Annotated in this window: 12 protein-coding genes and 1 tRNA gene; 8 read left to right on the top strand and 5 right to left on the bottom strand. The window is 72.4% G+C overall.

Going from position 1 to position 12,785, the window contains the following annotated elements:
• The first annotated feature begins 97 nt into the window (after positions 1–97).
• On the top strand, positions 98–433 hold the full coding sequence (locus OG906_RS23470; protein ID WP_329445515.1) for an antibiotic biosynthesis monooxygenase family protein: 336 nt from the start codon (positions 98–100) through the stop codon (positions 431–433).
• A 263-nt stretch (positions 434–696) separates the two neighbouring features.
• Here OG906_RS23470 and OG906_RS23465 read toward each other — a convergent pair whose 3' ends face one another.
• Positions 697–1,113 (bottom strand): nuclear transport factor 2 family protein, encoded by a 417-nt coding sequence (locus OG906_RS23465; protein WP_329445513.1) that lies wholly within the window; start codon positions 1,111–1,113, stop codon positions 697–699.
• 107 nt (positions 1,114–1,220) lie between these two features.
• Here OG906_RS23465 and OG906_RS23460 point away from each other — a divergent pair, with 107 nt between their 5' ends.
• Positions 1,221–1,733 (top strand): GNAT family N-acetyltransferase, encoded by a 513-nt coding sequence (locus OG906_RS23460; RefSeq protein WP_329445511.1) that lies wholly within the window; start codon positions 1,221–1,223, stop codon positions 1,731–1,733.
• Between the two features lie 57 nt (positions 1,734–1,790).
• Here OG906_RS23460 and OG906_RS23455 read toward each other — a convergent pair whose 3' ends face one another.
• Positions 1,791–3,842, bottom strand: coding sequence for a DHA2 family efflux MFS transporter permease subunit (locus OG906_RS23455; protein WP_443067408.1), 2,052 nt, complete (start codon positions 3,840–3,842; stop codon positions 1,791–1,793).
• Positions 3,843–3,968: 126 nt separating this feature from the next.
• Here OG906_RS23455 and OG906_RS23450 point away from each other — a divergent pair, with 126 nt between their 5' ends.
• The 6 genes from OG906_RS23450 to OG906_RS23425 all read left to right on the top strand — a co-directional run bounded on the left by OG906_RS23450 (position 3,969) and on the right by OG906_RS23425 (position 11,435).
• Positions 3,969–5,312 carry a peptidoglycan-binding domain-containing protein gene (locus OG906_RS23450; protein ID WP_329445509.1) on the top strand — a complete coding sequence of 448 codons (1,344 nt, stop codon included), beginning with the start codon at positions 3,969–3,971 and terminating at the stop codon, positions 5,310–5,312.
• Between the two features lie 465 nt (positions 5,313–5,777).
• Entirely contained in the window at positions 5,778–6,467 is a 690-nt protein-coding gene (locus OG906_RS23445) for an HAD-IA family hydrolase (protein WP_267826569.1), read from the top strand.
• 772 nt (positions 6,468–7,239) lie between these two features.
• On the top strand, positions 7,240–7,884 hold the full coding sequence (locus OG906_RS23440; protein WP_267802216.1) for an HNH endonuclease family protein: 645 nt from the start codon (positions 7,240–7,242) through the stop codon (positions 7,882–7,884).
• Positions 7,885–8,081: 197 nt separating this feature from the next.
• A complete protein-coding gene (locus OG906_RS23435; RefSeq protein ID WP_329445506.1) occupies positions 8,082–9,749 on the top strand; it encodes an alkaline phosphatase D family protein in 1,668 nt (555 codons plus the stop codon).
• Between the two features lie 224 nt (positions 9,750–9,973).
• The gene (locus OG906_RS23430) at positions 9,974–10,606 is read left to right on the top strand and encodes a DedA family protein (protein WP_267802200.1); all 633 of its coding nucleotides are present in this window, start codon (positions 9,974–9,976) and stop codon (positions 10,604–10,606) included.
• Between the two features lie 334 nt (positions 10,607–10,940).
• Positions 10,941–11,435 carry a hypothetical protein gene (locus OG906_RS23425; protein WP_267802199.1) on the top strand — a complete coding sequence of 165 codons (495 nt, stop codon included), beginning with the start codon at positions 10,941–10,943 and terminating at the stop codon, positions 11,433–11,435.
• 118 nt (positions 11,436–11,553) lie between these two features.
• Here OG906_RS23425 and OG906_RS23420 read toward each other — a convergent pair whose 3' ends face one another.
• The 3 genes from OG906_RS23420 to OG906_RS23410 form a co-directional block, all read right to left on the bottom strand.
• The gene (locus tag OG906_RS23420; RefSeq protein WP_329445503.1) at positions 11,554–11,778 is read right to left on the bottom strand and encodes a DUF2277 domain-containing protein; all 225 of its coding nucleotides are present in this window, start codon (positions 11,776–11,778) and stop codon (positions 11,554–11,556) included.
• A 15-nt stretch (positions 11,779–11,793) separates the two neighbouring features.
• Positions 11,794–12,438: a TRADD-N-associated membrane domain-containing protein gene (locus OG906_RS23415; protein ID WP_329445501.1), complete on the bottom strand. Its 645-nt coding sequence runs from the start codon at positions 12,436–12,438 to the stop codon at positions 11,794–11,796.
• Between the two features lie 268 nt (positions 12,439–12,706).
• Positions 12,707–12,781 (bottom strand) — tRNA-Val (locus OG906_RS23410).
• Positions 12,782–12,785 lie beyond the last annotated feature (4 nt).

Below are 12,785 nucleotides of genomic sequence, written 5' to 3'. Positions count from 1 at the left end.
GTCGGCCGCAACCTCGACTTCGCCAGGCTGCCGCGCCTCACGCACCACTTGATTACCCGAAGGACGATATCTCTCACGGATCCCTAGGATGGCGACCATGAGCATCGTGAAGATCAACGCACTGACCGTCCCCGCCGAGCAGCGGGAGGTGCTGGAACAGCGCTTCGCCTCGCGGGCCGGCGCCGTGGAGGGTTCGGACGGCTTCGAATGGTTCGAGCTGCTGCGCCCCGTGGAGGGCACCGACCAGTACCTCGTGTACACGCGGTGGCGTTCCGAGGAGGACTTCCAGGCGTGGATGGAAGGCCCGATGAAGGCGGCCCACCAGGGCGGCGGCGCGGGCGCGGGTGGCGGCGAGCGGCCGAAGCCGGCGGCGTCCGGGTCCTCGGTGTGGTCGTTCGAGGTCGTCCAGCAGGCGGCGCCGAAGCAGGGCTGAGCGAGCGCGTGGGAAGGCCCGGGGGCGCGCGGCCCCGGGCCTTCCGGCGCGCGGCCCGGGCCTTCGCCACGCGGCGCGGGCCGGGCCTTCGCCACGCGGCGCGGGCTTCCGGCGGTTGGGGTGGTGTTCCTGGCGGTCGGGTCGGCGGGTCGGGTCGGCTCAGGCCACGTCAGGCCGGACCAGGTCGGGTCAGGTCAGCTCAGGCCGGACCAGGTCGGACCAGTTCGGGTCAGGTCAGGTCGGGTCAGGGCTGCGGGATCAGGTCAGCTCGGGAGGTCGGATCGGGCGGACCAGAACGCGTCGGCCTCGTCGATGTCCTCGGTGCAGCCGTCGATGTCGGTGATCTTGTGCCCGGCGATCGTGAAGAACAGCCCTTCCCGGATCTCGATCCCCCGGTCGCCCCGGTCGCCGCACGCGGTGTGGAAGCTCATGACGTGGCCGCGGCCGTCCGCCAGGACCGACTCCAGGTGGAGCCGGAGCGTCCCGTTCGTCTCCTCCGCGAGGCGGCGGTAGAGGCCCAGGACGGTTTCCCGGCCCTTGTGGTGCCCCGACAACGGGTTGTGGCCGGGCATGTGGTGGATGACGTCGGCCGTCATCATCGCGCCCAACGCCTCCAGGTCGCCCTTGCCGAAGGCCTCGTAGCCGCGGCGGATCAGGGCACAGTCAGGATGCTCCGACATGACGGTTCACGCCCTCCATGTGCACGGTTTGTCCTTTTCCCTATCATCGGCCCGGCCCTGTGGATATTCCAACGCGGACCTCCCCTCCCCTCTCGCACAATGACGCCATGAACAGCGACAACGACGCCATCACCACCACGGGCACCTGGAAGGTCGCCCCGGAACCGTTCACCACGCCCGAGGGGACGGCCCTGCGCCGCGCGTACTACGCGGAGGTCGCCGGGCGGTACTGGAAGCGCTCCGTCACCGAGGCGGAGATCGACCAGGGCCTGCTCGACTTCCCGGACGACGGGCTCCGGCCACCCACGGGCGAGTTCGTCGTCGGCAGACTCGACGGCCGGCCCTTGGCCTGCGGCGGCATACGCCTGCTGGACCCCGTCACCGCCGAGCTCACGCGGGTGTATGTCGACCGGCGTGCCCGCGGCACCGGCGGCGGGGCGGCCCTGCTCACCGCCCTGGAGGACGCGGGCCGAGCGCTGGGCGCCGCGCGCGTGCGCCTGGACACCCGGTCCGACCTGGTGGAGGCCCGGGCCCTGTACGCACGGCACGGATACGCGGAGATACCCGCGTACAGCTCCGGCCCCTACGCGGAGCACTGGTTCGAGAAGCCCCTGGTGTAGGGACGCGCGGGGCCGCACGCTCCGGTCCGGGCCCGTCCGCGCGGTCCGGGCGCCGGTTCAGGGGGCGGCGTGGTCCCGGCGGGGCAGGGTGTCGTAGGGCTCCTCGGAGTCTGACCCGCACAGTTCCGCGTTCAGTTGCTCGACCAGCTTGATCAGGTCGGTCGGCCGGTCCGGGCCCCACCAATCGCCGAGCAGCTCGGCGAGCGACTCCTGCCGGGCGGCGGCCAGCCGGGCGGCGCTCTCGCGGCCCGGGTCGGTCAGGACCAGAGACAGCCCGTCGCGTACCGCGAGTCCGCGCCCCTCGACCTGCCGGGCCGCGTCCGTGATCACCTTGATCGGCACGCCGGTGCGGTCGGCGAGCACCGACGGGTCCGTGGATCCGTACTTCTTGATCCGCAGCAGCATCCAGCTGGACGCGGGCAGCAGGTCGTATCCCGCCTTCGCGGTGATCTTCTCGTAGACGTGTCGGCGGCCTTCGCGGGTCCCGAGCACCGACAGGGCGCGGGCGACCTCGTCGTGTGACGAGCGCTCGACGGGATTGGAGGCGAGGGTCTCGGTGACATCGGGTGCGGTGACGGACGCGCGGAGCTTGTCCTCCTTGAGGAACCAGGCCACCACGAAGGCCACGACCACCATGGGCACGGCGTAGAGGAAGACGTCGGTGATGGAGGTGGAGTAGGCGTCGAGCGCCCGGGTGCGCAGGTCGGCGGGGAGCGTTTGGATGGCCCGCGGGTCGGCCTCCAGCCGCGCGATGGTCACACCGGGCGGCAGCTGCGCACCGGCCAGCGCGGCGGAGAGCTGGTCGTCGAGCCGGTTGGTGAAGATCGTGCCGAAGATGGCGACGCCGAAGGAGGCGCCGATGGAGCGGAAGAAAGTCGCACCGGAGGTGGCGACTCCGAGGTCCTCGTAACTGACCGCGTTCTGCACGACGAGGACGAGGACCTGCATGACCAGACCGAGACCGGCTCCGAAGACGAAGAAGTAGAACCCCATCTCCCAGTCGGAGCTGGTGCGGTGCAGCTGGTGCAGAAGCAGCAGTCCGATGGCGGTGACGCCGGTGCCGGCGATCGGGAAGACCTTCCAGCGCCCGGTGCGGCTGACGATCTGCCCGGAGACGGTGGAGGAGATCAACAGGCCGAGCACCATCGGCAGCATGTGGACGCCGGACATCGTCGGCGAAACGCCCCGGACGATCTGGAGGAAGGTCGGCAGGTAGACCATCGCGCCGAACATCGCGAAGCCGATGACGAAGCTGATCACCGAGCAGAGGGTGAAGGTACGGATCGCGAACAGCTTCAGCGGCAGGACGGGTTCGGCGGCCCGCCGCTCGACCAGCACGAAGGCGACCAGGAGAACGGCGCCGAGCACGGCCAGACCGATGATCTGGGCCGAACCCCAGGCCCAGGTGGTACCGCCGAGGGAGGCGACGAGGACGAGACAGGTGGCGACGGAGGCGATGAGGAAGGTGCCGAGATAGTCGATGGTGTGCTTCGTGGAGCGCACCGGGATGTGCAGGGCGGCGGCGATGACGGCGAGTGCGACGAGACCGATGGGGATGTTGATGTAGAAGACCCAGCGCCAGGTCAGATGGTCCACGAACAGGCCGCCCAGCAGCGGCCCCAGGACACTGGTCGCACCGAATACGGCACCGAAGAGACCCTGGTACTTGCCGCGCTCACGGGGCGGGACGATGTCCCCGACGATCGCCATGGACAGCACCATCAGCCCGCCGCCACCCAGGCCCTGGAGGGCTCGGAAGCCGATGAGCTGCGCCATGTCCTGGGCGATCCCGCACAGCGCGGACCCGATCAGGAAGATCACGATCGCGTACTGGAACAGCCTCTTGCGCCCGTACTGGTCACCGAGCTTGCCCCACAGCGGCGTGGCGGCGGTGGAGGCGAGCATGTAGGCGGTGACGACCCAGGACAGGTGCTCCATGCCGCCGAGCTCGCTGACGATGGTCGGCAGGGCCGTGGAGACGATGGTCTGGTCGAGTGCGGCGATCAGCAGCCCCAGCAGCAGTGCGCCGATGGAAACGAGTACGTCGCGTGAGGCGCGCTCACCGCCGGGGCCGGGTTGCACGGCCGATGCGGTCACATCCTGGGCCATCGACTCCTCCTCAGGCCGGATCAACATCTCCATCCTGAGCGGTGTGTCCGGTTATGGCCTCTCGGGAGGGTTGGGCCGGGCCTGGCGGGTCTGCATAATCGCAGGCAGTGGCCAGGGAGGGTTCCAGTGAGCGCTGAGCGCTGTCCAGATTGCGGCGCCGAGGGCGTCGGCTGCGAGTGCGCGCCGGGGGCGGGTTTCAACCCCCTGCGCATTCGCCCGTACGTATCCCTGTCCGACCCCGGGCAGTCGGGATCCGCTTCGGCGAGCCCGCAGCCGGTGCTGGGTGCGATGGCCGATCCGACCCGCCCGTCGGCCGGCCACCCGTTCGGCCCACCCGACGATGCCCCGACGCAGCTGCTGCCCCCGGTCCCGCCGGCGCCCGCGCCGGCGCACGACACCCCGGCGTACGGCATACCCGTGCCGCCACAGTCGCCACCGGCCTGGTCGGACCACACGGTCCCCCTGCGCCCGGTCCCGCCCACCACCGACACCCCGCCCCCGGAAGGCCCCCCTGCGGGCACCACCCCGGCCGCCCCGCCCCGACCCACCGACGGCCCCGGCACGGGATACGCCCCGGGGCGCCCGACGGGCCCGGGCTACGCGGCAGCCCCGGACGCGGGGTACGGCGCGGGGTACGGCGCGGGGTACGGCGCGAGCCATGCCATGGAGCCGGGCGCGGGGTACGGCACGGGCGCGGGCGCGGGCTACGCGGTAAGCCGGGACGCGGGGTACAGCGCGGGCCCGGACACGCGGTACAGCGCAGGCCCGGGCGCGGGGTACGGCGCGGGCGCTGCCATGGAGCCGGGCGCGGGCTTCGGTGAGGGTCCCCACGCGGGACGCGACGGTGGAGGGGGCGGGGGTGGGGGTGGGGACCCGAGGAGGAGAAAGCGACTCGCCCTCATCCTGGCCGGCGCCTGCACCGTGGTGGCCCTGGGCGGTACGGCGCTCGCACTGGCGCTGGGGGGTTCGGAGCCCGGGAAGACCGATACCGCGTTGCTGGACGCGAAGCCGTCGGGCCCCGTGGCGAGCCTGGCTCCGCCCGGTTCACCGGAGGCCTCGCCCAGCCCGAAAGCCTCCCGGTCGGCCTCGCCGTCACCGTCCGCGTCCCGTTCCGCGTCGCCGAGCGCGAGCGCATCGCGTTCGGCGTCGTCCTCCGCCTCACCGAGCCCGTCCCGCTCCACCGCCCCGCCCGCCTCGACCCCTCCGCCGACACCGAGCCGTACCCCCAAGCCCCAGTCGCCCCCACCGCCCCCGGTCCAGGGGCCGACCCTGGCATACGGAGACTCCGGCTCGGAGGTGAAGAAGCTCCAGCAACTCCTGTCGGGGCAAGGGCTGTACCGCGGCCGGATGGACGGCAGGTACGGCAAGTCCGTGGAGAACGCCGTGTCGGAGTTCCAGTGGTACAACGACATCCAAGGTGACCCCTGGGGCGTCTACGGCCCCGCCACCCGCCGCGCCCTGGAGGGCTAGCCGGGCCCCGCCGATCAGCCTCGCCGGCGTTTGAGGCGCGGGGTCCGGGGCGGAGCCCCGAAAAGCCCGGCGCAGCCGGGGCCGCTCCGCGCAACGGCGCCCGGCCCGCCGCATCCGCCGCCCGCACGCCCCCGCCCGCCCGACCCGCCACCCGACCCGCCTCCCCGGTGACCCCTCGGGCAGCGGCCGGCGGCCGGCGGCCCGGATCGTGTGCCGTTCGTCACCGCCACCCACCGTCGAGCCGGCAGCCGCATTCCCAACTCACCCCGCCACCAGCCAAGTTGACCGGTAACGCCGCACACGGCGCACCACACCCCCACCCCGGAGGGCCTCTCCGCCGCACACCCGGTGGCGCGGACCGCCCCAGATTTTGTATCGTGTGGGAACAAAGTGGTTCCGCCTTCACTCCCTGACCGGTGGGCGGAACCACTTGTTCTTTTTCCCGCCCCGTCTGGAGCCCCGCCGATGCCGGCCAGCACCCCCACCGCCTCGACCCCGACCGTCCTCACCGCCAAGGCCCTGCTCCTGGACATGGACGGCACCATCGTCAACTCCGACGCGGTGGTCGAACGCTGTTGGCGCGACTGGGCCGTGTCCCACGGGCTCGACCCGCGCGAGGCCCTCAAGGTGGTCCACGGGCGTCAGGGTTACGCCACGATGGCCATCCTTCTCCCCGAGCGCCCGATGGAGCTCAATCACGCCGAGAACGTCGAGATGCTCGCCCGCGAGACCGCCGACACCGACGGCGTGGTCCCGGTCGGCGGCGCGCCCGAGTTCATGGCCGCGATCGCCGACCTCCCGCACGCACTGGTCACCTCCGCCGACGCCGCGCTGGCCCGGGCACGGATGACGGCCGCAGCGCTGCCCATGCCGGACGTGCGGGTGACGGCCGAGTCGGTCGGGGCCAGCAAGCCCGACCCCGAGGGGTTCCTCAAGGGCGCCGCCGAGTTGGGCGTGGACCCGGCCGACTGCATCGTCTTCGAGGACTCCGCCGCAGGTATCGCCGCCGGCCAGGCCGCCGGGATGCGGGTCATCGGCATAGGCTCCCGGGCCGCCGCGCACGGCCCCACGGCCCACGTGCCCGACCTGACGTCGGTCCGCGTCCACACCACCCCGGACGGGACCATCCACCTCACGCTCACCCCCGCCGTCTGACCCACAGGCCGAAAAGGCGCGTGGCCCGGTTGACCGCCGGCCCACGCGCCTTTTCGTATGCCCCGACAGGGATTCGACAGGCCCGCCGCCGCCCCGTGCGCACCCGCCTCGCCCCGCGCACCCCGCCCCCGCGGCTCCACCTCCGGCAGGCCCCACACCCGACCCCGCCGCCCCGCCGCACCACCTCGCCGGCCGGCGCCTCCCCGCCGGCCCGCACCGCCCACCCCTCCGGCCGTCATCCGGGCACGGGCCAACACGCCGAACCCGAAGCACCGGACCCGACGCAGCGCACCCGACGCAGCGCACCCAAAGCACCGGACCCGAAGTACCGGCCCACCCGCCCCCGTAGCGCCGGCCCCAAAGCGTTGCACCGCACACCGCACCACACCCCGGACGCGCACCCGCAGCCCCGCTCACCCCGACGCCCAACCCACCCGGGCGCCCCGTAAAGACGGCAGCCCCCGGACGAACGGCAAGCCCGGCGACTCGACGAACTCGACGAGCCCGGCAACTCGACGAACTCGGCAACGCGCGCCTCGACTTCACCCGCGCCCGGTTTACGACGTTGACCCCGGATCGCCCACACTCCCCGGCTCGGAATCACAACTTCCGCACATCTGGGGACCGTTGGACGACTTGATGTGACGTGCCCATGTCGGCAACCTGTCACCTGGCGCCCACCCGAACGACATCCGGCGCCGCAACCATGGCCGCGCCCCACCGGGGCCGCACGGCCACCACCCCCCCCATCCAGGGAGCCCTCATGGCCCTCATACCCTCCGTCTACGCGCGTCGAATCGGCGTGCTCGCATCGGCCTCCGCGCTCGCCGCCCTGACCACCCTCGTCAGCGCGCCGGCCGCCCAGGCCTCCCCGCCCACCCCCATCAGCGCCGCGGCCGCCCGTTCGTACCTGGCCACGGTCACGCCCGCGGCGGAAGGTTCCCTCAGCGGCTACAGCCGGGACCTGTTCCCGCACTGGAGCACCGTCTCCGGTACCTGCAACACCCGCGAGACGGTCCTGAAGCGCGACGGCGTGAACGTCGTACAGGACTCCGCCTGCGCCGCCGTCAGCGGCAGTTGGTACTCCGAGTACGACGGCGCCACCTGGACCGCCGCGTCCGACATCGACATCGACCACATGGTCCCGCTCGCCGAGGCCTGGCGTTCGGGCGCCTCCTCCTGGACCACGTCGAAGCGTCAGCAGTTCGCCAACGACCTCACCCGCCCGCAGCTCATCGCGGTCACCGACAACGTCAACCAGGCCAAGGGCGACCTCGACCCCGGCAAGTGGCTGCCGTCGCGCACCGCCTACCGCTGTACGTACACCCGGATGTGGGTCCAGGTGAAGCAGTACTGGGGCCTGAAGATGGACTCCGGCGAGAAGACCGCGCTGACCAACGTGCTCAACGGCTGCTGACGGAGGCCGACCCACCACCGGCCCGGATCCCGGTCCGGATCCCGACCCACCCCGGACCGGGCCCCGACCCACCACCGACCCGACCCCGGCTCACCGGCCCCGGGCGCGGGCCGATCTTTCTCCCCCGCCAGGGGGAGGCCAGGCTCCCCCTCCACCCCTTACCGTGATCGAAGGGGACATGAAGGAGGGGGAGTCTCATGGCCGGACTGCGTCTGGGACCGCTGCTGCGTTACGTCGACTGGGACACGGGCGGTGCCGCGACCATATGGGTCGAGGCGGACCGCCCGTGCACGGCCGAGGTGCGGTGTGCGGACGGGGCGGGTGGCCGTGCGCACACCTTCCAGATAGAGGGCCACCACTATGCGTTGGTCCCGGTCACCGGCCTGACCCCGGGCACCAGCACCGAGTACGAGGTCCGGCTCGCCGGGGCCCCGGTGTGGCCGTTGCCCGACAGCGGCTTCCCGCCCAGCACCATCACCGCGCCCGCCGTGGCGGGGCCCGGTCGGCCGGCTCCGGGGCTTCGGGTGACGTTCGGGTCGTGCCGGCAGGCCGCGCCGCCCGCCGACCGGCGCGGGCCGCACGGCGCGGACGCGCTGGACACCCTCGCGGCCCGGCTGGCGGCCGATCCGGAAGCGGTCAGACCGGACGTCCTGCTGCTGCTCGGCGACCAGGTGTACGCCGACCATCTCTCGCGGGCGACCAAGCGGTGGCTGGCGGCCCGCCGGGACCTGCGCGAGGCGCCGGGCGCGCAGGTCGCGAACTACGAGGAGTACACCCGGCTGTACTACGAATCCTGGCTGGACCCGGAGATCCGCTGGTTGCTGTCGACGGTGTCGAGCCTGCACGTCTTCGACGACCACGACGTCATCGACGACTGGAACACCAGCGCGGCCTGGCTGGCGGAGATGCGGGCGACGCCCTGGTGGTCGGAGCGGGTGCTGAGCGGGCTGATGTCGTACTGGGTGCATCAGCACCTCGGCAACCTCTCCCCCGCAGAGTTGGAGGCGGATCCGCTCTACGAGGCGGTACGGGCCTCCCCCGACGGCACGGACGCACTGCGCGCCTTCGCCGCCGCGGCCGACGCCGATCCGGGCTCGGCCCGCTGGAGTTACCGGCGGGACTTCGGCCGCTCGCGGTTGCTGATGGTGGACACGCGGGCCGCGCGGGTGCTGGCCGAGGACCGGCGGGCGATGCTCGACCCGGCCGAGCAGGAGTGGCTCCGGGACAACGCCCTCGACGGGCACGGCGGCTATGACCATCTGCTGATCGGGTCCTCGCTGCCGTGGCTGATGCCGCCGTTGATCCATGACGCGGAAGTGTGGAACGCCGCCCTGTGCCGTGGGGAGCGGGGGCCCCGGTGGGCGCGGATCGGGGAGGATCTGCGGCGGCGCAGCGATCTGGAGCACTGGGCGGCGTTCCCCGATTCCTTCGTGGCGCTGAGTGATCTGATCGAGGAGGTGGGGACGGGCCCGCGGGCGCCGGCGACGGTGTGCGTGCTGTCGGGCGACGTGCACCACGCGTATGTGGCCGAGCCTCGAATACCGAGTACGGCGCGGGTGTTCCAGTTGACGTGCTCGCCCGTGCACAACTCCATCCACACGGCCGTGAAGTGGGGCTTCCGGCTGGGTTGGTCGCGGGTGGGGCGCTGGTTGGGGCGCGGTTTCTCCCGGCACGGGCGGACGGGTCGGCCGCCGCTGAGTTGGCGGCGTACGGGCGGTCCCTGGTTCGGGAATCAGCTGATGACGCTGGAGCTGGCGGGTCGCACGGCCCGCCTCCGTCTGGATCAGGCGCGGACGGGGTGGGGGCGGGGGTCGAAGGCTCGACTGACGTCCGTGTTGGATCGCGAGCTCACCGAACCGCGATGAGCTGAGCGCCGGCGTCCGCGTCCGCCGTCCGCCGCCGTCCGCGACGAGCCAGCGGTCCGCGACGAGCCAGCCGTCCACGACAAGCCATACGCCGTACCCCGGGGAGTCGTCGTATCGTCACCCCGGGGATCCGGGGGGTTACTCCCGGGCGTACGCTGTCTGGCTGTCAAGCCGCCCCTGCCGCTCCCCGCGACGACGCGGCGCTTCGGACTGGGGAGTACCACGTGATTGAGACTCTGGGGTCGCTGACCACCAGCCCCTGGATTTACGCCGTGGTGGCGGTGTCGGTGGTGCTCGACGTGTTCCTGCCGGTCTTGCCCAGCGGGGTGTTGGTGATCACCGCAGCGGCCGCGGCGGCCGCGGCCGGAGCCGCGGGTTCGTCGACGCCGGTTCCCGAGCAGGTGCCGGACATCATGGCGTTGCTGGTGATCGCGACGTCGGCGTCCGTGCTGGGTGACATGGCCGCGTTCCGGTTGGCGCGGCGCGGGGGTGCCCGGTTGGACCGGGCCATCGCCCGTTCTCGTCGGCTGACCCGGGCCCACGAGCGGCTGGGCGTGGCGCTGGCGCGTGGCGGCGGCGCCTTGGTGGTGATCGCCAGGTTCGCCCCGGCCGGCCGGTCGGTGGTCTCGTTGGGCGCGGGCAAGACCCAGCGCAAGGTCAAGGAGTTCCTGCCCTGGTCGGTCCTGGCGGGCATGACCTGGGCGGGGTACAGCGTGGCGCTCGGCTACTTCGGCACGCAGTGGCTCGGTACGACGTGGCTGGGTACCGCGGTGTCGTTGATCGCGCTGTTCGCGGCGGGATCGCTGGCGGCGTTCCTGCTGCGCCGCCCGGGATCGGGCCCCGCCGCGGCCACCTGAGTCCCGCACGGCAAGACCACCCGTACGCGTCGCGGGCATCCATACGCATCACGGGCCTCGCAAGCACCCGTACGCCGCGCAGGCACCCGCACGTGTCACGGGAGTCGCACGTGTCACGGGAGCCGCAGGCATCAAGGGCATCTGCAGGCGTATTCCGGGGGCGCCCGTACGGTGGCCGGCTAGCCCGGGTGGGGGTGGTGCGTCACCCGTTCACCCGACAGCGATCGCCGCCTCCGGTCGGGGCTTCTAGCGTCCACAGCACGGTGCGCGACCGAATCCGCGTCACACCCGTGCCCTGGCCGCGCCGTTTCGAGGAGCCCGAGGAGTTCTCTCCATGCCCGCCACCCGCATCCGGCACCACCTGATGAGAGGCGCGGCCGCGACGCTCGTAGTCGCAGCCGTCACACCCGTCACCCTGGCCTACGCCCGCCCCACCGCCACCCTGTCCCCGTACACCGTCGCTCCCGGCGGCCGGGTCAGCCTGAACGTCCAGGGCTGCGGCACCAAGACCGGCAGGGCCACCTCCCCCGCGTTCCCCGACGTCCAGCTGACACCGGGCAACCTGGAGGCCACCAACCTGTTCGGCAGCGCGACCGTCTACCGCAACGCCCGCACCGGCTCGCACCCCGTCACCTACGAGTGCGGCGGCAGCGGCGGCGAGCGGGTCACCGTCACCCTGAACGTGGCCACGGGCGCCGCCCGCGGCGGCCTGGGCGGCAGCATCGACACCATGAGCCCGGGCCAGATCGCCCTGGGCGGAGTGCTCGTCGCGGGCGCCCTCGGCGCCGGCGCGTGGGTGATCCGCCGCCGCATGGAGCAGACCGCCTGAACGTCGGGAGTGGCCGCAGGCCCCGCCCGCCGCGGGACCCGCCCCACTCCCGACGCAGGCCGGGCCCGACGCAGCCCGGACCCGACTCAGACCCGCGCCCTGCTCAGGCCCACCCGATTCAGGAAGTGGCGTGGGCTCCTCTGACCTGGAGCCCGTCCAGCAGGTCCCGGGTCGCGTCGGTGACGGCGTCGACGGCCGCGGCGAACACCTCCTGATTGTGTGCGGCGGGCGCCCGGAAGCCGGACACCTTGCGCACGTACTGGAGCGCTGCCGCGCGGATCTCCTCCTCGGTGGCCTTCTCGGGGAGGACGGGCGGGCGCAGGGTCTTAATGGAACGGCACATGTCTCCACTATCCCGCTACCGGGGCAGCTCGGCCCCGGAAAGCTTCATGATCAATCCGGCCTGCAGCCGCCCCCTCAGCTCGGGGTCCGCGACCTCCTCCAACAGCTCGACGGCCCGGGCCATCGACTCGGCGGCCCGCCTGTCGTCCCGTAGCGAAGCGGTCTGGTCGGCCATGTGCCGGAGCGCGACGTCCGCCCGGCGATGGAACAGCTGCCCGATGAGGGTGACGACCAGCCCGACCGAACTGGTCACCACGCCGAGGTACAGGTCCCCACTGCTCTCCGCCTTCCACACGGCCAGCGCCACCCCCAGCAGCAGGATGATCGCCCCCACGCCGGCGAACCGCTGGCTGGTCACGAAGCTGCTCCGCGCCTGCGTCAGCCCGTAGGCGTAGTACTCGACGAGGAGGGGCGTGAAGTCGTCGTGCCGGTCCCCCGATTGCGCGGGCCCGACCGTCCTCGGCGCGAGCCACCCGGTGTCCCCGTACTTGGGATCACCCACCTCCGGCTCCGGCGCCGCCTCCGCCCGCGTCAGCGCGAGCAACCGCGCCCGCTCCGCGTCCCGCCGCCGCTCGAACGCCGCACCCGCGGCCCGCGCCACCACGACGTACCCCGCGCCGGCAACCAACACCGCGACCCCCGCAACAACCCACTCCCCCATCCCCCGACCATCCCACGCCCCCAACCCCCCGCCAAGACGGCCCACACCCCGCCCGACGACAAACCGCCCCACCTGACGGCCTTCCGACCACGCGAGAAGGCCAACTCCCCCTCCCCACAGCGCTCGCAGTCAAGGCCATCACCAAGACCCCAACCACCACCACGACCGCACAAGACCGGCAGCGTCCACTGTGCCTTTGACCGCTTCCGTTGCCGTCGAAACCGGATGCAAAAGGCCCCCCGCCATGATCGGCGGGGGGCCTTTTTGCTGGTGGGCGCGGACGGTTTCGAACCGCCGACATCTGCTTTGTAAGAGCAGCGCTCTACCCCTGAGCTACGCACCCGTGG

Origin of the sequence: Streptomyces sp. NBC_01426, from assembly GCF_036231985.1 — a bacterium.
GTDB lineage: Bacteria > Actinomycetota > Actinomycetes > Streptomycetales > Streptomycetaceae > Streptomyces.
Note: the sequence above shows the minus strand (reverse complement) of the source record. Positions and strands in the feature narration are given on the sequence as shown.

Coding starts and splice junctions, on each gene's coding strand:
- OG906_RS23460 (WP_329445511.1), top strand. CDS start 1,221: ATGAACAGCGACAACGACGCCATCACCACCACGGGCACCTGGAAGGTC.
- OG906_RS23470 (WP_329445515.1), top strand. CDS start 98: ATGAGCATCGTGAAGATCAACGCACTGACCGTCCCCGCCGAGCAGCGG.
- OG906_RS23420 (WP_329445503.1), bottom strand. CDS start 11,778: ATGTGCCGTTCCATTAAGACCCTGCGCCCGCCCGTCCTCCCCGAGAAG.
- OG906_RS23445 (WP_267826569.1), top strand. CDS start 5,778: ATGCCGGCCAGCACCCCCACCGCCTCGACCCCGACCGTCCTCACCGCC.
- OG906_RS23415 (WP_329445501.1), bottom strand. CDS start 12,438: ATGGGGGAGTGGGTTGTTGCGGGGGTCGCGGTGTTGGTTGCCGGCGCG.
- OG906_RS23455 (WP_443067408.1), bottom strand. CDS start 3,842: ATGGCCCAGGATGTGACCGCATCGGCCGTGCAACCCGGCCCCGGCGGT.
- OG906_RS23435 (WP_329445506.1), top strand. CDS start 8,082: ATGGCCGGACTGCGTCTGGGACCGCTGCTGCGTTACGTCGACTGGGAC.
- OG906_RS23465 (WP_329445513.1), bottom strand. CDS start 1,113: ATGTCGGAGCATCCTGACTGTGCCCTGATCCGCCGCGGCTACGAGGCC.
- OG906_RS23425 (WP_267802199.1), top strand. CDS start 10,941: ATGCCCGCCACCCGCATCCGGCACCACCTGATGAGAGGCGCGGCCGCG.